Genomic DNA, 16,705 nt, shown 5'->3' on the forward strand with positions numbered 1-16,705 from the left:
TCCAAGCTGATCAGGGTTTTTTACATTATTTTTATACATTCACGAAAAAAGGCCAGAGACAGTGTCTTGTCTCTGGCCTTTTCAGATTTATTGTTACTGATTCTAAACACAATCATTGTTCATTTATTCACATACGAACGACTAAGTAATTTATACCTTTACGACAAAAGCCTGCAATTCTTCCATAGCAGGTTCTTCATCAGAGCCGTCTATAATCAGAATGACTTCTTCTTCAGTTCCGATTGCAAGACTCATCAATCCCATGATGCTTTTGGCATTGACTCTTTTTCCGTCCTTTTCAATAAATATATCTGATGAAAAACGATTAGCTAATTGTACGAATTGTGCTGCTGGTCTTGCTTGCAGACCAGTATCCAATTCTATCTTCAATGACCGTTCAACCACCTGAATTCTCCTCTCTTTCATACTTCTGGATGGGGAAGCGCTATCATAGTTGGTGATAGAAAAAACGCCCTCGTTGAAAGCGTTTTTTAATTGCATTAATTATAGCATGAATCAACTGCATATGACACGGATTTAAATTAAGAAGTGATCATCTTCATCCCTTTGGAGTTGGATGTATTTCTCCTTTACGTAACTTTTCTGCAAATTCATCAATTTTTCTCAACCGGTGATTGACACCAGACTTACTGATCTTTCCGGTGGAAACCAGTTCTCCCAGCTCTTTCAAAGATACATCCTGATGAAGCAGACGCAGCATCGCGACCTCCTGCAGCTTTTCTGGTAAAGCTTCAATCCCTACTGTATTTTTAATAAGCTTGATGTTTTCGACCTGACGGAATGCCGCTCCAATGGTTTTGTTCAAGTTGGCTGTTTCACAATTGACCAGTCGATTGACTGAATTTCTCATATCACGAACAATACGTACATCTTCAAACTTGAATAATGCCTGATGAGCCCCGATGTTACTCAGGAATTCAGTGATCTTTTCGGCTTCTTTGATATAAGTGATAAAACCTTTTTTCCGTTCAAGGGTACGGGCGTGTAAATCAAACTCATTCATAAGTTCGCACAATGCTTCATTATGTTCCTGGTAAGAGTTATAGATTTCCAGATGGTAGGAAGAGGTTTCCGGATTATTGACAGACCCGCCTGCTAAGAACGCTCCACGTAAGTAGGCGCGTTTACAGCAAATGTCTTTCTTATGGCTTTCCGAAATCGACCGATTAAATGAAAAAGGGCCACCGTTCATGATCTCGAGTTTTTCTAAAAATACTTTAACTTCCTCTTTCATACGGACAATATAAACATTATTCTTTTTCAGTCGCATTTTTTTCCGTACAAGCAGTTCCACTGGCGAATGATAAACCTTTTTGATCAATGTATAAATTCGCCGTGCGATGGCTGCGTTTTCTGTTTGCACATCCAAAGCGTAACTCTTATTGGAATTCAAAGAAACGGATCCATTCATGCGGATTAATGCTGCTAACTCTGCCTCTACGCAGCACGGCTTCTCTGCCTGGGCATTGGTTAATTCTTTTTTTATTTCCGAAGCAAAAGACACGACGTTCACCTCCCTGCAAAAACTCCTTGCTTTCTACAGCATACTGTAGAGCAGGTTCGCAATTTTTTTCGTATCGTGGCGCAACATCGCTTTAGAATGATCGATGATATCTTCCTCAATAACTTCCAAATTCATGTTTCGAATTCTCTCATTATCGTACACGACCGGCTCGGCCTGTTCTTCGGCATATATCTTTCTTACATCATGTTCAATCGGTTGATTGTGTACAATGATGGAATGGACACAACCCTGGCCGACATGATCCAATATCGCTTTAACATGATCTCCTGCTGAGTAACCATCGGTTTCCCCATGCTGTGTCATTACATTACATACATACGTTACTTTCCCGGAAGTTTCTCTTAATGCTTTAGAAATCTCCGGAATAATTATATTTGGAAGCGTGCTTGTATAAAGGCTTCCGGGTGCGATGACAACCAAATCCGCACTTTCTATTTCTTCTACCGCTTCAGGTAGCGGCTTTACCGGGTCAGGCTCAAGAAATACCCGTTTGATCCTGCCCGGATGTTTAGGGATGTTTGATTCACCGGAGACTAACTTTCCATCCTCCATTTCAGCATGTAAATACATATTCTGGTTGGCAATCGGATAGATCTTCCCTTTCACATTGAGGACACGGGAAATTTCTTTTATTCCCGTGAAAAAATCCCCTTTCATCGAGGTCAATGCGGCTAACAATAGGTTACCCATGGAGTGTCCCGATAATCCATTCCCATTTTCAAAGCGGTGCTGGAACAATTCTAACAGCATCGGCTCTGCATCAGACAGAGCAGCAATGACATTCCGTATATCTCCTGGTGCCGGAATAGACATTTCACTACGCAAACGTCCCGAACTTCCTCCATCATCAGCTACCGTTACAATTGCAGAAAGGTCGATAGGAAGATCTTTCAATCCACGAAGCAGAACTGGCATCCCAGTCCCGCCTCCTAATACGACCACTTTGGGCAATACTTTTTTTGTCATATCAATGGCCCTTTCTTTTATCAATATCACGGTGACTGGCATGGGTTACGTAGTCCGTGGAAAAATGCCTGCGTAAATGTTCGGCAATAGCGACAGAACGATGTTGTCCTCCAGTACAGCCGATTCCGATTATCAACTGGCTTTTCCCTTCCCGTTTATACTGCGGCAGCATGAATTGTAATAAATCAATCAATTTCTCCAGGAACTTCTGGGTATCAGACCATTTAAAAACATAAGAAGATACTTCGCTATTCAGTCCGGTCAACGGCTGCATATGTTCAACATAGTGAGGATTAGGCAAGAAACGTACATCGAATATCAGATCCGCATCGATCGGCACACCATATTTGAAACCGAACGATACCATTTGAACAGAGAAAATCTCCCGTTTCTTTTGGGTATTCGCATAGGTCTGAATTATTTGTTCCCGTAACTCTCTTGGCTTCAAATCTGTTGTTTCAATGATTGTTTGCGCCCTTCCTCGTAACTCATCCAGCATCCGGCGTTCTTGTTTGATGCCATCCAGAGGCAAACCGTCTTTTGCCAATGGATGCGAGCGGCGTGTCTCTTTATAACGGGAAACAAGTGCCTTATCCTGGGCATCTAAGAATAAAATATGCTCCTGAAGCCATGGTTCATCCACGAGCTTATCGAGGACTTCAAACAGCGCATCAAAAAACTCCCGGCCTCTCAAGTCCATGACAAGCGCTACATTTTCTATATTATTAGATGAATCTTTCATCAATTCAAGGAACTTCGGCAGCAAGGCAGGAGGAAGATTATCGACGCAAAAAAATCCTAAGTCTTCAAAGCTTTGGACTGCCACCGTCTTACCAGCTCCTGACATTCCTGTGATGATTACCAATTGTGTTTCCTGGTCTTTTTTCGCCATATGAGAACCCTCTCCTTATTAAGCAGCAATCTTCTATCTAACGAAAGTTATTCAGGTTCAGTCGGATCCAGATCAATGTCTAGCAGCTGATAGTCGGGGGTATACACGAATGTCCCGTAAACTTGCTCATCAGTTGTCAGGATATGTTTGAAAATATGGCGATCACCTTCCGCCATCGGCTTACCCAATACATCATCGATATACACCCATTCCAGTTCTCCTTCTTCACTTTCTTCTAAAAGCGATCCGCTATAGTCTCTGCAATAAAAAGTGAACATCATCCACTCTTGCACTGTTTCTTCCCCATCACGGATGATAAAAGTAAAAGAGCCTTTCATTTCAGGGTTCTGAATGGATAGTCCTGTTTCTTCTTTGAACTCTCTGACAGCTGAATCTTTGATTGATTCTCCTGGTTCCATCTTGCCGCCAGGGGCTACATACCAGCCTCTTCTCGGCTTTTTTAACATTAAAATTTTATCGTCTATGTGTAAAATACAATTCGTCACTCGTTGCAATTACGTCACCTCATCCTTATTCGAGGACATCTTCTACTATTATACAATGAATGGGATTCGTCCCACAATGCTGCAGGCTTTATTAACAAACCAAAAGATTCTTTTGCATGTATCTGGTGATTTTTCATATAATCTTTCTTCAACAATATGGCCGGATTATGGAAGACTTGATTTCGAGATGTTTGGTCGAGTTTAGGGGCGTTGGGGAAGGATTCGCTTTCCGCGGGGAAGCCGGCAAGCCTCCTCGAGCTAAAGCTCTGCGGGGTCTTGCCAGTCTATCCTTTCCCGCAGGAGTCTCAACCTTCCCCTACGCCCCTTGCCACATGAGATTATCGAAATCGCTTTTGAATTTCCTTACCTGAATTTGAGAAAAACCCTGTCTCTATGCCGAATTGGTCATATTTTCTGCTTCGTAAGCACACCATTCTTGATAGGTGTTTCGAGATTCTTACAATCATATGGCGGCCGGGAAAACGGTGAGACTCCTGTGGGATGAACATGAGCGGTGAGATCCCGCAAGGCGAAGCCTGAGGAAGCTCACCACATGCCCACGGAAAGCGATCCGTTTTCCCAGCCGCCATAATCGCTACCTATAATCTCGAAACTGAGTCTTCAGGAAAAGCTTTAACTGAAGTTCAATAATGATGTTTAGCATGACCACAAAAAAATGCACAGGCGGCTAGGCACCTGTGCTTAATAGATCTATCTATTAAAAGGGGGTCAATTATTAATAATAGTGTACCCCACAATTGTTTCATGCGTGTTACAGGAGAATTAAGATGCAATTACTATTTTTAATACCCTGTATACACGCCTGCACATCAACCATTACAGCTTATTTATTGGCAACTTTCAATTCTTCCATCAAGTTTTCGATATAATGCTGTGCAGATTGAGCAGCGATACTGCCATCGCCGGTTGCAGTTACAATTTGCCGCAATGTTTTTTCACGGATATCTCCAGCTGCAAAAATTCCAGGAATCTTTGTTTCCATATTATCATCGGTTGGAATATATCCTTGCTCATTTGTAATGCCAAGGCTGGCGAATGGTTCGCTTAGAGGAATCATTCCGATATAGATGAACACCCCATCTGTATCGAATTCGTACTCTTCTTCTGTTTTTTTGTTATAAAGCGTGACACTTCCTACTTTTCCATCCTTTTCATTGATGGATTTCAGCACAGTATCCCACACAAATTCCACTTTTTCGTTATCAAATGCACGCTGTTGCAAAATCGGCTGCGCCCTCAGTTCATCACGACGGTGCACAATGGTCACTTTGCTTGCGAATCGAGTGAGGTAAACACCTTCTTCAACAGCAGAGTCCCCGCCGCCGATTACGACAAGCTCTTTATCGCGGAAAAACGCACCATCACATACAGCACAATAGGATACTCCGCGTCCGCCCAGTTCTTTTTCACCGGGTACGCCGATTTCCTTATATTTAGCACCAGTTCCTATGATTACAGCGCGTGCTTTATATTCTTTATTGCCTGCTACAACGGTTTTATATTCTTTTCCATCTATGATTTCTTTGATATCGCCATAGGCATACTCAGCGCCAAATTTCTTCGCATGTTCAAACATTTTGTTAGAAAGATCCGGCCCAAGGATACTTTCATAGCCCGGATAGTTCTCTACATCTTCTGTATTCGCCATCTGACCGCCCGGGATTCCCCGCTCAATCATCAGCGTATCTAAATTCGCACGTGAAGTGTAAACGGCAGCTGTCATACCAGCCGGTCCTGCACCTGCGATGATTACATCATAAATATGCTCTTCCATTTTTATTCAGCCCCCTAATATACATTGACTCGAACTGTCAGTATTCATACTATCATCCTATAAAATTGAGTCTCCTGCGTCTATTAATATGCTCACCAGGGTATATGCGGAACGTCATCTCCCCAGAAACACTTCAAGAAGCATTCCAGGGGCCACCTTCCTCGCTCAATTCCGGATACTTTTTACATCCCTCTTCCCATAAATGCAGAGCCTTTGCAGGTTTTCCGGTATGATAGGATGCTATGCTGTGCCATTTGTAAAAGGTTTTCGTCCGCTTAACATCCTTCGATCGGATCGATTGGAAACGCTCGCATGCTTCATGGTAATGGCCTGTTCGTGTCAATGCCTGGGCAATATAAAGCTTTTGATGATCATGGATCGGGAAAATCTTTCTTACCATCTGGATATGGTCATCACTACGAGCATCATTACGTACTTTATAAAATATTGCTAAATTGACATGGCTGTGCAGATTATCAGGCTTCTGCTCTAACCATTGCAGTTCTAATTCGATCGCCCCTTCTTCATCTCCATGATGAAATAAGGCGTAGGTATATTCATGCTTTGCTGCCGTATAATCTGGAAACATCTGCATCATTTCTTCCAGCAGGACAAGTGCTTCTTCCCATTCCTGATGCTGGATATGGTGAAGAGCTGTCTCCTGGTAGATAAGCAATTCATCTTCATCTTCCAGCGTCCACTCGTCCTCATCATCTTCTTCTAAGGAAGTGACCAATTCTAATAATTGCTCGGCAGCTTCTTTAAAATCTCCCTGCTGCGTCTTCGCCAAATATGTTTCCGCGTATTTCTTAGCATCTTTGAATAATCCAAGGTGCGCATAGTTATTGGCTATCAAATAATAACAATCCACATATTCTTTGCCGAACACTGATAATACCTCGGTCAATAATTGGTTCGCTTTATGATAGGAGCCTTGCTCTGTGTGGACCACGGCTAATTGACAAGCGTAGAGTGGCTCACGCGGGGACTTTTCTATCGCTTTCTTCAGCCATTTGACAGCCATCTCAAAATTTCTTTTTTGAAACGCCTGTACACCATAACTAAAATAAAACTCCCCGTCTGCTACAAAAGGAATCACGTTTTTATTCAAATTTTCTGTGGCTGCATTCCTGGAAGTAGGCATCCATATCCTCCTATCACCGTTTCAGTACGTATGACAGTATAACACAGATGATTCTGGGGATATAGAGGTTTTTTTGACAAAAACAGTAAATTTGACACTTGAATTATTTACTATGCCGTTCCTCTAAGACACCAAGCACCTGGTCAATAGAGACGTTACGGTCCGTAAGCAGAATTAACAAGTGAAACAGTAAGTCTGCGGACTCCATTGAAAGTTCTTCAGGATCATCATTTTTGGCCGCAATAATCACTTCTCCTGCTTCTTCACCGATTTTCTTTGCAATCCTGTCGACACCTTCCTGGAATAGCTTACTTGTATACGATCCTTCCGGCCTGGTGGCTTTTCTGTCAGCAAGTAAGGTTACCAGCCGGTCGAGAATTTCATACCGGTTCTCTTTAGGAGCTGCTTCTTCAATGGTCAATGATTCAGAAAAGCAACTGTAGTCTCCTTTATGGCAAGCTGGTCCATCCGGCACTACTTGCACGAGTAGTGCATCCTGATCGCAGTCATAATGGATACTGGTAACTGTCTGAGTGTTGCCCGAAGTTTCTCCTTTATGCCATAACTCCTCACGGGATCGACTGTAAAATACGGTTTCTCCCATTTCCAATGTTTTTTTCAGTGACTCTTTATTCATATAGGCAAGGGTCAGCACTGATTTACTGCGTACATCCTGAACAATTGCCGGAACCAGGCCTTTATCGTCAAATTCAATCTCTTCGATATTCATCGCACAACCACTCCTTTTTCTGAAAGGTAATCCTTCACCCGCTGCACGGATGTCTCTTTATAATGAAAAATCGACGCAGCTAATGCTGCATCTACATCTGATTCCTGAAAGACTTGATTAAAATGTTCGGCAGAACCTGCACCTCCGGAAGCAATAACCGGAACATTGACTACTTTTTGGACCGCCTTCAACATTGGCAGATCAAAGCCTGTCTTTTCTCCATCCTGGTTCATGGAAGTCAGTAAAATTTCTCCGGCACCCAGCCGAACCGCCTCTTTGACCCAATCTACCAATAGCCATTCGGTCGGTTTACGGCCTCCATGTGTATAAACACGCCATGTATCCACTTCGACATCAAATCTGGCATCAATGGCAACTACGATGCACTGGGTTCCGAAATAATCCGAACTTTCTTTGATTAAGTCCGGCCTTCGGACAGCAGCTGAATTGAGCGACACTTTATCGGCGCCAGCTCGAAGTATCGCCCGGATGTCCTCTAATGAACCAATGCCCCCTCCCACGGTGAAGGGGATAGCTAACTCGGAAGCAACCTGGCGGACCACATCTATCATGGTTTTACGTCCCTCATGACTGGCGGAAATATCTAAAAATACGAGTTCGTCCGCCCCTTGTTCATCGTATACCTTCGCCAGTTCAACCGGATCACCAGCATCACGGATTTCTACAAACTGAATACCTTTTACAACTCTTCCTTCTTTAACATCAAGACAAGGGATGATTCGTTTCGCAAGCATCTATTCTTCCTCCTTCAGCGCTTCTTCGAGGGAGAATTGATTTGTGTAAAGAGCTTTCCCGACGATCGAGCCAACAACCTGGCTGGACTGATATTTTTTCAACTCCCGTAAGTCCTCCAGCCCTTTGATACCGCCTGAAGCAATAACATTTGTATTCGTCTCTTCAGCCAGACGGACAATTTCTTTTGTATTTGGTCCGGAAAGCATCCCGTCTTTCGCGATATCTGTATAAATGAATGTGGATGCTCCTGCATCTGCAAGCTCTTTCCCAAGTGAAACAGCAGTTACTTCTGAACGCTCCAGCCATCCATCGGTTGCCACATAACCATCGCGGGCGTCAAGACCGATAGCGATTTTGTCCTTGTGCTTGGCAAGCAGTTCTTTTGTCAACTTTAAATCACGTATGGCCAGTGAACCAATAATTACCCGATCGACACCCTGGTCCAAGTAAAAACGGACATCCGCTTCGGTACGGATACCACCGCCTATTTGTACAGAACAGGATAGTTCCTTAGCCACCCGTATCACATGCTCTGCATTTTGTCTGCTTCCTTCTTTAGCTCCATCAAGATCAACCATATGAATCCAGCTCGCACCAGCTTTTGCAAAGCTTTTCGCTACCTCGAACGGGTTTTCTCCATACACCGTTTCTCTATCAAAATCCCCTTGTTCCAAGCGGACACATTTACCATTACGCATATCAATGGCCGGGTAAACTGTAAAGCTCATGCTTGTACTCCTCCTTGAGCAGGTACTACCTTCCTGCAAAAATTCTCTAACAGCTGCATACCTGCCTTGCTGCTTTTTTCCGGGTGGAATTGGCTTGCATATAACGAGCCTTTTCCGACTATTCCAGGTACTTCCACTTGATAATCAGCTGTAGCTAATAATATGGATTTGTCATTGGAATAAACGTAATACGAATGTACGAAATAGACGTAATCATTGCCAATCCCTTCCAACAGCGGATGATCCTTTTGCTTGATATCAAGCCGGTTCCAGCCCATATGAGGGACTTTATAGGAATGACCAGCTTCATCGATACCTGGAAACCTCACGATCCGGCCCGGGAGAAGTCCAAGTCCTTTCGTCAATTGATTTTCTTCACTTTCCTCAAATAACAACTGCATCCCAAGACAGATACCATAAAGCGGCACGCCTTCAGATGCTTTTTCTTTAATGAATTCAACAAATCCATGCTTTTGCAGCGCTTTGACAGCATCAGGAAAAGCACCGACACCAGGAAGGATATAACCATCGCAGTCTGCAATCTGCCCGGGACGCTCTCCGAACTTATAAGGAACACCCAAACGCTCCAATGCTTTGGAAACACTGAATAGATTCCCCATACCATAATCGATGATACCAATCATAATCATAGACTTCCTTTCGTACTTGGTACGCCTTGTATTCTCGGATCAATTTGTGTCGCTTCATCTAATGCACGGGCCAGCGCCTTGAACATCGCCTCGACAATGTGATGGCTGTTATGACCATGATGGACGATGATATGTAAATTGATCCTGGCTTCCAGGGCAAATTTCCAGAAAAATTCGTGAACATTTTCCGTATCGAATGTCCCTATTTTTTCAGAAGGAATCTCCGCTTTCCATTCCAAATGCGGCCGATCGCTTAAATCGACAGCTACAGTAACCAGAGTTTCGTCCATTGGCAAAGTCATCGAGCCATAACGTTTGATACCGGCTTTATCGCCTACTGCTTCACGAAAAGCCTGGCCGAGACAGATTCCGATATCCTCTGTCGTATGGTGATCATCAACCTCAGTATCGCCATGCCCTCTGATCTCTAAATCAAACAACCCATGCTTAGAAAACAATTCCAGCATATGAGAAAGAAATGGGACCTGAACATCGAGCTCTTGCTGACCGGTCCCGTCCAGGCTGATAGTCAGACTGATGTCCGTTTCTCTTGTTTTTCGTTCAATTGCTGCGGTACGTTTGTTGCTCATCATTTGTTCTCCTTCCGTGCCTCGACTGCTCGTGCATGAGCTTCTAACCCTTCCAGCCGGGCAAAACGGGCAATTTTCTCATGGTTATCCTGCCAGGCTTGCTTACTATAAGATATCACACTGGATTTCTTTACAAAATCATCGACATTCAATGGACTGGAAAACCGGGCTGTTCCGTTTGTGGGTAAAACATGATTCGGGCCGGCAAAGTAATCACCGATTGGTTCACTACTATATTTACCGAGGAATATTGCTCCGGCATGTTTTATTTTGGCCAACTGTTCAAATGGTGAACCAGTTACTATTTCCAGGTGTTCAGGGGCGATCAGATTGATAACTTCTTCTGCTTCGGCCATCGTATCGCATGTAATGATTGCTCCATAGTCTTCTATGCTTCTTCTTGCAATTTCTTCCCGCGGCAAAGTTTGGAGCTGCTGATCCACGGCTGTATGGACTGCTTCGGCCAATGAGTCACTGGTCGTCACCAGAACGCTGGACGAACGGGCATCATGTTCTGCCTGGGAAAGCAGGTCAGCTGCTACCTCATTTGCTTCAGCAGTTTCATCGGCAAGAATCGCGATTTCACTCGGACCTGCAATCATATCGATAGCCACATCACCAAATACTTCCCGTTTGGCAAGGGCTACGAATACATTGCCTGGGCCCACGATTTTATCGACAGGTGATATTGTTTCCGTGCCATAAGCAAGGCCTGCCACTGCCTGGGCCCCTCCGACTTTATAAATCTCATCGATACCAAGGATATCAGCAGCTACCAATACGCCGGCCGGCACCTCCCCATTTGGTCCTGGAGGAGTCGTCATTGCAATTCTTTCCACACCCGCCACCTGAGCGGGAATGACATTCATGAATACAGAAGATGGATACGCCGCTGTCCCCCCTGGCACATAAACACCGGCAGCATCGATTGGAGTGATCTTTTGGCCAAGAATCGTCCCATCAGCCTGGGCGTCAAACCAGGAAGTTGATTTTTGTTTGGCATGAAAACTTCGGATGTTTTCAGCCGCTTCTTTTAAGATCGTAACCAAATCAGCTTCGATTTGTTCGTATGCCTGTTTGATTTCAACCTTGTCTACCTTCAGACTGTCTAACTGAACCCCATCAAATTTTTCAGTATAGTGACGGATTGCTTCATCGCCTCGTTGTTTGACATCGGCTATAATCGATTTGACTGCGGCTCTTTGTTCCTCTGTACCTGCATCGACACTGCGCTTGAAGGAGGTAACTTTATCTTTTTTTATAATTTTCATGCGAAGTCCTCCCCTACCACTTCACTCAGCTGATTGACCATCTCATCGATTTCTTTACTTTTCAAGCGGTAACTTACCGGGTTGACGATCATTCGTGACGTAATCCCGACAATTTTTTCATATTCGACGAGTCCATTTTCCTTCAATGTCCTTCCTGTCGATACGATATCCACAATACGGTCAGCAAGACCAATCAACGGAGCTATTTCAATGGAACCGTTCAGAGGAATAATTTCAATCTGCTCCCCTTGTTCCCTAAAGTAGTCAGATGCCACTTTGGGATACTTCGTAGCTATTTTCGGTGCGATTTTACTAAGCGGCTGATCCGGCAGTCCGGCTACGGCAATATAGCAAGGGCTGATTCCAAGATCCAGCACCTCATATACATCCCTGTCCTGTTCTAATAAAACATCTTTTCCTGCAATTCCGATATCGGCTGTACCATATTCAACATAGGTGACGACATCCATCGGCTTGGCCATCATGATCCGTATATTCTGTTCGGGAAATTCAAGGATCAGTTTTCTTGATTCTTCCTGTTCACCTAGCAGATCATACCCTGCTTTTTTCATCAATTCTGCCGCTTCTTCAAAAATCCGACCTTTTGGCATGGCGATCGTCAATGGCTTACGCATCCCGACCACCTCCTGTCGTCAAATCGATCGCTTCAGCCAGATCTGCTTTGAATTGCTGCAGATCCGGTACTTGATCGACATGCTGAAGTATTACCTTTTTTCCTTCTGAGCGCAGATCCTGCGCCTGTTTTAACCCATCTGAAAATGTATCATCATCGACCAGAATACCAATGCGCTGTTCTTTTTCGGTCTGTGCCGCCAGTGCCTCTACCAGGCGCTCGAGACGGATTGCGAAACCTGTCGCAGATGCGTTGAGCTGGAATGAAGGGAGCAATTTATCATAACGTCCTCCATTGCATAACAGTGAACCCAGATTAGGAGCATATCCTTCAAAGAGAATGCCTGTATAATAATCCATATGACTGATCAAGTTAAGGTCGAAACTGACATACTGCTCAACCTCATACTGCTTCAGCATCTTATACAATTGTTTCAATTCGTTGATCGCCTGCAGACATTCCTGATTGCGGGCGAGAGATTTACTTTGATCGAACACTTCATCTTCTCCGCGAAGCTTCATCAATCCCATCAAAGACCTTTTTGCCTCATCACTAACTGCCAGTGCTTTTACTGCTTCCTGGTATCCCACGTGATTTTTCCGATATAAATAACTCATTAATTCTTCTGTAATAGCAGGGTCGTCTCCTAGAATTTCTTTAAAAAAGCAGCGGACATATCCGACGTGGCCGATTGTGATTTGAAAATCATCTAAACCAGCGCGCTGCAACGAACGGATCAATAAGGCGATCACTTCTGCATCACCATAAGAAGAATGATCACCGATCAGTTCCGTACCGACCTGCTCAAATTGCGCCGGCTTGCCTCCTTCTGTCTGCTGAGCACGGAAAACCGGACCGTCATATGCCAGCCGCAGCGGAAATTCCGCATTTTTCAATTGGGACGCTGCGACCCGTGCAATCGGTGCCGTCATATCCGGGCGTAAAACAAGCGAATGACCTTGCTGATCGAGCAATTTGAATAATTGCTGATCCAAGGTCGCGCTGGCTTCTCCGACTGTCTCGTAATATTCAAGAAATGGGGTGTCCATAAACAAATAACCGAACCTGCTGATCTCTTCCGTCAGCAATTCCCGGGCTTTTTTCTTCTGGTTATAAAAAAAGGGAAGCGTGTCCCGCATTCCCAGTGGCTTTTCAAACATTAATCGCTTTGCCATGGAGTGCATCCTTTCTGTATGAGAATATGCCAACAATCCTTTAGCTTGCTAATATGATAACGTAATAAAGGTAGAGCGTCAAACATAATCGGCTTATCATTATGTTCCCCATTCGCAATATTTTAGAACAACGTCATTATCTCTATCTTCATTTCTTCCCTTAGATTAGCCGATTTTAAATATGCTTGGAAATTTTAACTGCTCAGCTATCTTTTTGACTATAGTATAAATTTAAATCCAAATCTCCTGAAAAAAACCTTAGGAAAGCCAGTTGCTTTCCTAAGGTCTTACAAAAACTATGCCATCACAGCTTCGGTGGGCTCCACAGCTTCTTTCAGAAGCTGTTCTAATTCTTCGATATAAGCTTTTTTCTGTGCTTCAGTCCATTGCAATTCATTGGCCATATACTCTATAACAGCATATTTATGCGCGTGTACCCATTCAATTGCAAAGAATAAGGCTCCTGTACGGCGGACGAAAAAGTCGACTGGTCGATAGGCAAGCTCGTATGCCAATGCATATTGAAGCATGGCGAAGACAACCCGATCGACACCTGCTTTTTCAGCGGCTTCTTTTCCTGTTTTATAATACTCAAAGACGGTATCTGTATTGGAGCCATATAAGTCTGCAAGTTCTCTTGCGTCGTCTTCGGAGAGGCCGAGGCTGACCCCTTGCTTTGTTTTTTCGACCAGGAACTTTTCAAATCCTTCGGAACCGCCGACATCTCCGCCTGAAATCGGCATGTGCTTCGTTTCGGAATCCGAATAGCGGATACCTTCTTCTTCCATCAGCATATCGCGCACCTGGTCGATAACGTTTTGTGCCATTTTGCGATATCCCGTAAGTTTTCCTCCAGCCATTGATATCAAACCGGAATCAGAAATAAAAACTTCATCCTTACGTGAAATTTCAGAAGGGTCCTTGCCTTCTTCATGAACCAGCGGGCGCAGGCCGGCCCAGCTGGATTCCACATCCTCCACTGTAATATTGACTGTCGGGAACATATAGTTGATCGACTCAATCAAGTAAGTCCGGTCTGCTTCAGTCATCGTCGGGTGAGCGATATCGCCTTCATAATCCGTATCTGTCGTACCCACATAGGTCTTACCATCACGCGGAATAGCGAAAACCATCCGGCCATCTGGCGTATCATAGTAAATCGCCTGTTTCAGCGGGAATCGCTCTCCATCAAAAACAAGGTGCACTCCCTTTGTTAAGTGCAGGGTTTTTCCTTTTTTCGATCCATCGATCTCACGCAATCGATCCACCCAGGGACCGCCCGCATTAATTACTTTTTTTGCGTAAATATGATAGTGTTTCCCATCTGTTTGATCCTCGACAACAGCTCCATCGATTTTGCCTTCCTTGTTATATAGAAAATCAACCACTTTAGCGTAATTGGCAGACAATGCCCCATGCTCGACAGCCTTTTTCATGACTTCCAACGTCAACCTGGCATCGTCTGTTTTATATTCGACGTAAAATCCAGCACCTCTCAAGTTTTCCCGTTTAATCAACGGTTCCCGTTCAATAGCTTCCTCTGGTGAAAACATCGTCCGACGTTCTTTCTTTTTAACCCCGGCAAGGTAATCATAGACCCGAAGACCGAGGCTGGTAGAGAACGGACCAAAGTTTCCACCTTTATGGAACGGCAGCATCATCCATTCAGGTGTAGTCACATGTGGACCATTTTCATACACGATCTCACGCTCTTTTCCGACCTCTGCTACCATCTTCACCTCAAACTGCTTCAGATATCGAAGGCCGCCATGTACCAATTTTGTCGACCTGCTTGAAGTACCTGCAGCAAAATCCTGCATTTCAACTACCGCTGTCTTCATTCCACGGGAGGCAGCATCAAGAGCAATACCAGAGCCGGTGATTCCTCCACCGATGATTAAGACATCCATCCGTCCTTCGGCCATAGCTGATAGTGTTTCCTGACGTTTATAACTTGAAAATTGATTCATTTTGCACTCTCCTTCTGACGATACTGTAGGATCCGGTCGGAATCATCCTGTACTTCCTTTACCCATAAAACCAATATTTCATGTATTACCGAGAGAAAAGGATAAACAAAAAAAGAGACCACGAACTAACTTTATAGATAACTCTATAAAGAAGTGTGGTCTCTCCGTTTCTCCAACCGAATCTTATTAACTTATCTTTATTATAGCAACGGTACAGCAATTATACAACTAATATGTGATACTAAAAGTTTACTGCATAAGCCGCTTCAGAAATGCCATAAATCGCTGCGTGAAGTAGATATAGCTGTCGCTCCTGCTTCAATGGCCTGATCGACTTCCTGATGATTGCGTATTAACCCGCCGGCAATGATGGGAACCCCTATTGCTTCTTTAATTGCCGTTATTTGCCCGGGCAGGATACCGGGAAGAAGTTCTACATAATCAGGTTTCGTTTTCCGAAGAAGTTTCAGATTGTGATCGATTGCATGACTATCAATCAGGAACATCCGCTGGATAGCTGTCATTTTATACTTTTTAGCCTGTTGGATCACACTTGTCCGAGTGGAGATGACACCGTCCGGTTTGACCTCCTGTCCCAGGTACTCCATACCATATTCATCTGTCTTAAGGCCCTGAATCAAGTCCGTGTGAACAAACACTTTTTTTCCTGTTTTCTTACTGTAACGAACCAGACTTTTCAACAGAGCAATCCGCGTATCTAATAAGACGATATAATTGGTGTCGCTTTCCAGCAATTTCTCGAAGTCCTTCATATTTTTGACTGCCGGAAGAATTCTCTGTTCAATCATTCTGCCGGCTCCTTTCCTCCATGAAAAACTCGTCACTCTGTATACGCTCTTGTACCTCTTTTTCAGTATAAATGACCCGCATGGGGTTTCCCCCCACAAAACAGCCGGCTGGTACATCCTTGTGCACCAGTGTGCCAGCTGAAACAATAGCACCGTCACCGATTTCCACACCTGGAAGTATCGTAGAATTAGCGCCTATCATGACCTTATCACCGATACGGACATCACCCAGCCGGTATTCCCTGATTAAATATTCATGAGCAAGTATCGTTGTATTGTAGCCTATGATGCTGTTTTTTCCTACTGAAACTCTCTCCGGAAACATGACATCCGGCATGACCATCAGCGCGAAAGCCGTGTGCTCTCCTACTTCCATACGTAAGAACATGCGGTAGAGCCGGTTTTTCATACCGAGAAATGGAATGTATCTGGCAATTTGGATGACAAGGAAGTTTTTCACTACCTTCCAAAATGGTACCGTTTTAAAGATATGCCACAGCGAATTAGCATGGTCTATCCGGTATCGTTCAGTCCTGCGCATGG

At 44.1% G+C, this 16,705-nt stretch carries 18 protein-coding genes; all 18 read right to left on the minus strand.

The annotated features are described in order from the left end of the window. Positions 1 to 150: 150 nt before the first annotated feature. The 18 genes from P855_RS0111410 to P855_RS0111495 all read right to left on the minus strand — a co-directional run bounded on the left by P855_RS0111410 (position 151) and on the right by P855_RS0111495 (position 16,703). On the minus strand, positions 151 to 405 hold the full coding sequence (locus tag P855_RS0111410) for an HPr family phosphocarrier protein (protein WP_028783695.1): 255 nt from the start codon (positions 403 to 405) through the stop codon (positions 151 to 153). A 154-nt stretch (positions 406 to 559) separates the two neighbouring features. Next, positions 560 to 1,525, minus strand: coding sequence for a DNA-binding protein WhiA (gene whiA / locus P855_RS0111415; RefSeq protein ID WP_028783696.1), 966 nt, complete (start codon positions 1,523 to 1,525; stop codon positions 560 to 562). A gap of 33 nt (positions 1,526 to 1,558) precedes the next feature. Continuing rightward, positions 1,559 to 2,512, minus strand: coding sequence for a gluconeogenesis factor YvcK family protein (locus P855_RS0111420; RefSeq protein ID WP_028783697.1), 954 nt, complete (start codon positions 2,510 to 2,512; stop codon positions 1,559 to 1,561). Position 2,513: 1 nt separating this feature from the next. Beyond that, entirely contained in the window at positions 2,514 to 3,404 is an 891-nt protein-coding gene (rapZ, locus tag P855_RS0111425; protein WP_028783698.1) for an RNase adapter RapZ, read from the minus strand. A 47-nt stretch (positions 3,405 to 3,451) separates the two neighbouring features. Then, positions 3,452 to 3,919, minus strand: a complete 468-nt coding sequence (locus tag P855_RS0111430) for an NUDIX domain-containing protein (protein ID WP_028783699.1) — start codon at positions 3,917 to 3,919, stop codon at positions 3,452 to 3,454. Positions 3,920 to 4,754: 835 nt separating this feature from the next. Further along, complete coding sequence (trxB, locus tag P855_RS0111435) at positions 4,755 to 5,705, minus strand: thioredoxin-disulfide reductase (protein WP_037986015.1); 951 nt, start codon at positions 5,703 to 5,705, stop codon at positions 4,755 to 4,757. Positions 5,706 to 5,838: 133 nt separating this feature from the next. Next, positions 5,839 to 6,849, minus strand: a complete 1,011-nt coding sequence (locus P855_RS0111440) for a tetratricopeptide repeat protein (protein WP_051353187.1) — start codon at positions 6,847 to 6,849, stop codon at positions 5,839 to 5,841. Between the two features lie 103 nt (positions 6,850 to 6,952). After that, positions 6,953 to 7,579, minus strand: a complete 627-nt coding sequence (gene hisIE / locus P855_RS0111445; protein WP_028783702.1) for a bifunctional phosphoribosyl-AMP cyclohydrolase/phosphoribosyl-ATP diphosphatase HisIE — start codon at positions 7,577 to 7,579, stop codon at positions 6,953 to 6,955. Continuing rightward, positions 7,576 to 8,334, minus strand: coding sequence for an imidazole glycerol phosphate synthase subunit HisF (hisF, locus tag P855_RS0111450; protein WP_028783703.1), 759 nt, complete (start codon positions 8,332 to 8,334; stop codon positions 7,576 to 7,578). Before hisF ends, hisIE begins: the two co-directional genes overlap by 4 nt. Next, positions 8,335 to 9,063: a 1-(5-phosphoribosyl)-5-[(5-phosphoribosylamino)methylideneamino]imidazole-4-carboxamide isomerase gene (gene hisA, locus P855_RS0111455; RefSeq protein WP_028783704.1), complete on the minus strand. Its 729-nt coding sequence runs from the start codon at positions 9,061 to 9,063 to the stop codon at positions 8,335 to 8,337. It abuts the gene before it with no gap. Continuing rightward, positions 9,060 to 9,707, minus strand: coding sequence for an imidazole glycerol phosphate synthase subunit HisH (gene hisH, locus P855_RS0111460; protein ID WP_028783705.1), 648 nt, complete (start codon positions 9,705 to 9,707; stop codon positions 9,060 to 9,062). Before hisH ends, hisA begins: the two co-directional genes overlap by 4 nt. 2 nt (positions 9,708 to 9,709) lie before the next feature. Beyond that, positions 9,710 to 10,303 (minus strand): imidazoleglycerol-phosphate dehydratase HisB, encoded by a 594-nt coding sequence (gene hisB / locus P855_RS0111465; RefSeq protein WP_028783706.1) that lies wholly within the window; start codon positions 10,301 to 10,303, stop codon positions 9,710 to 9,712. Beyond that, a complete protein-coding gene (gene hisD, locus P855_RS0111470; RefSeq protein WP_028783707.1) occupies positions 10,303 to 11,574 on the minus strand; it encodes a histidinol dehydrogenase in 1,272 nt (423 codons plus the stop codon). The genes hisB and hisD overlap by 1 nt, the downstream gene beginning before the upstream one ends. Continuing rightward, positions 11,571 to 12,209, minus strand: coding sequence for an ATP phosphoribosyltransferase (hisG, locus tag P855_RS0111475; protein ID WP_028783708.1), 639 nt, complete (start codon positions 12,207 to 12,209; stop codon positions 11,571 to 11,573). Before hisG ends, hisD begins: the two co-directional genes overlap by 4 nt. Then, positions 12,202 to 13,383: an ATP phosphoribosyltransferase regulatory subunit gene (locus P855_RS0111480; RefSeq protein WP_028783709.1), complete on the minus strand. Its 1,182-nt coding sequence runs from the start codon at positions 13,381 to 13,383 to the stop codon at positions 12,202 to 12,204. The genes hisG and P855_RS0111480 overlap by 8 nt, the downstream gene beginning before the upstream one ends. A gap of 296 nt (positions 13,384 to 13,679) precedes the next feature. Next, positions 13,680 to 15,353, minus strand: a complete 1,674-nt coding sequence (locus P855_RS0111485; protein ID WP_028783710.1) for a glycerol-3-phosphate dehydrogenase/oxidase — start codon at positions 15,351 to 15,353, stop codon at positions 13,680 to 13,682. Positions 15,354 to 15,619: 266 nt separating this feature from the next. Then, the gene (locus tag P855_RS0111490) at positions 15,620 to 16,162 is read right to left on the minus strand and encodes a glycerol-3-phosphate responsive antiterminator (protein WP_028783711.1); all 543 of its coding nucleotides are present in this window, start codon (positions 16,160 to 16,162) and stop codon (positions 15,620 to 15,622) included. Continuing rightward, positions 16,155 to 16,703 carry an acyltransferase gene (locus tag P855_RS0111495; RefSeq protein WP_028783712.1) on the minus strand — a complete coding sequence of 183 codons (549 nt, stop codon included), beginning with the start codon at positions 16,701 to 16,703 and terminating at the stop codon, positions 16,155 to 16,157. The genes P855_RS0111490 and P855_RS0111495 overlap by 8 nt, the downstream gene beginning before the upstream one ends. Positions 16,704 to 16,705: the final 2 nt, after the last annotated feature.

Source organism: Thalassobacillus devorans MSP14 (genome assembly GCF_000496835.1).
Lineage (GTDB): Bacteria > Bacillota > Bacilli > Bacillales > Halobacillaceae > Thalassobacillus > Thalassobacillus devorans_B.

Excerpts from the sequence above, each read along its gene's own strand:
- P855_RS0111420 (WP_028783697.1), bottom strand. The coding sequence starts at position 2,512 with ATGACAAAAAAAGTATTGCCCAAAGTGGTCGTATTAGGAGGCGGGACT.
- rapZ (WP_028783698.1), bottom strand. The coding sequence starts at position 3,404 with ATGGCGAAAAAAGACCAGGAAACACAATTGGTAATCATCACAGGAATG.
- trxB (WP_037986015.1), bottom strand. The coding sequence starts at position 5,705 with ATGGAAGAGCATATTTATGATGTAATCATCGCAGGTGCAGGACCGGCT.
- P855_RS0111440 (WP_051353187.1), bottom strand. The coding sequence starts at position 6,849 with ATGCCTACTTCCAGGAATGCAGCCACAGAAAATTTGAATAAAAACGTG.
- hisIE (WP_028783702.1), bottom strand. The coding sequence starts at position 7,579 with ATGAATATCGAAGAGATTGAATTTGACGATAAAGGCCTGGTTCCGGCA.
- hisF (WP_028783703.1), bottom strand. The coding sequence starts at position 8,334 with ATGCTTGCGAAACGAATCATCCCTTGTCTTGATGTTAAAGAAGGAAGA.
- hisA (WP_028783704.1), bottom strand. The coding sequence starts at position 9,063 with ATGAGCTTTACAGTTTACCCGGCCATTGATATGCGTAATGGTAAATGT.
- hisH (WP_028783705.1), bottom strand. The coding sequence starts at position 9,707 with ATGATTGGTATCATCGATTATGGTATGGGGAATCTATTCAGTGTTTCC.
- hisB (WP_028783706.1), bottom strand. The coding sequence starts at position 10,303 with ATGAGCAACAAACGTACCGCAGCAATTGAACGAAAAACAAGAGAAACG.
- hisD (WP_028783707.1), bottom strand. The coding sequence starts at position 11,574 with ATGAAAATTATAAAAAAAGATAAAGTTACCTCCTTCAAGCGCAGTGTC.
- hisG (WP_028783708.1), bottom strand. The coding sequence starts at position 12,209 with ATGCGTAAGCCATTGACGATCGCCATGCCAAAAGGTCGGATTTTTGAA.
- P855_RS0111480 (WP_028783709.1), bottom strand. The coding sequence starts at position 13,383 with ATGGCAAAGCGATTAATGTTTGAAAAGCCACTGGGAATGCGGGACACG.
- P855_RS0111485 (WP_028783710.1), bottom strand. The coding sequence starts at position 15,353 with ATGAATCAATTTTCAAGTTATAAACGTCAGGAAACACTATCAGCTATG.
- P855_RS0111490 (WP_028783711.1), bottom strand. The coding sequence starts at position 16,162 with ATGATTGAACAGAGAATTCTTCCGGCAGTCAAAAATATGAAGGACTTC.
- P855_RS0111495 (WP_028783712.1), bottom strand. The coding sequence starts at position 16,703 with ATGCGCAGGACTGAACGATACCGGATAGACCATGCTAATTCGCTGTGG.